The following is a 1,227-nucleotide window of genomic DNA, read 5'->3' as shown; positions in this document are numbered from 1 at the left end:
TTACCCTGACGCCAATACATACCGCCAATCAATGCAGGAGCAAACTGGGTAATGGCTGCAAACGAGAGAAAACCTATCGCAGAGAGTGAGTGGATACTATCTAAGGCCTGATAAAATCCCCATGCACCAATCAACAAAATCAGAATTAGAGCGCGGCGAATACGCAACAAAAGCTCAGAAAAGTGGTGATGGTTGCGCTGCGCCAAGCGCATTCGGCGTAATATCAGCGGCATCACTAAGTCGTTCGATACCATGATCGCCAAAGCAATGGTTGAAACAATCACCATACCGCTCGCCGCCGAAGTACCGCCCAAAAACGCCAGTAACGCAATCTCGCTTGCCCCCACCGCCATCGGCACACTGATCACGTAAGTATCGGCAGATGTTCCGCTCAATAACCCTTGCCCGACCCACGCGATTGGCAACACAAATACGCCCATCAAAATCAGATACAGCGGGAACAACCAACGCGCGACATGCAAGTCTTGCGCACGTTCATTTTCCACCACCATGGTGTGAAACTGGCGCGGCAAACAGACAATTGCCAACATGGTCAGCACAGTATGAATCAATAAGGTTGGAATGTTTGGCGACTGGTAGGTTTCAGAAGCCACTTCAATCAGGCTCAAGTTTTCAGTACTCATCGCCAGCCAGACAATGAAAATCCCCACCACCAAAAACGCCAGCAATTTGATGATGGATTCGAACGCTATCGCCATCATCATCCCACGGTGATGCTCGGTGTTATCAATATGGCGAGTACCAAACAACATGGTAAAAATGGCCAGTGCCACCACGACAAACCAAGACACGCTGTCATTCTGATAACCAAAATCGGTCGCCAATTCCGGGGCGATGATCTCCAACCCCATGGTGATGCCACGCAGCTGCAAGGCGATATAAGGTAAAATCCCCGCCACCGCAATCAATGTGACGACCACCGCCAAACCTTGCGATTTTCCGTAACGGGCACCAATAAAATCAGCGATGGAAGTGATGTGTTCGCGCTTCGCGATCAGAATGAGTCGAGCCAGAACCCGCCATCCGATGGTAAACACCAAAATCGGCGCGATATAGATGGGCAAGAAAGACCAAGGATTGCTGCTCGCCTGTCCGACCGTGCCGTAGAAGGTCCACGAGGTACAGTACACCGCAATCGAGAGGCTATAAATCCACGGTCGCCAACGGGCGAGCCAGCGCTTCTGTATGTCTCCGTACCACGCGATT

Annotated in this window: 1 pseudogene; it reads right to left on the bottom strand. The window is 51.1% G+C overall.

Annotated elements, in window-relative coordinates:
* Window positions 1-1,226: pseudogene (locus R8N28_RS25595) on the bottom strand (sodium:solute symporter); the annotation flags it as partial.
* Between the last annotated feature and the right edge of the window lies 1 nt (window position 1,227).

The organism is Vibrio sp. Vb1554 (genome assembly GCF_033344235.1).
The sequence above is the reverse complement of the archived record's forward strand: the minus strand, read 5'-3'. Positions and strand labels throughout refer to the sequence as shown.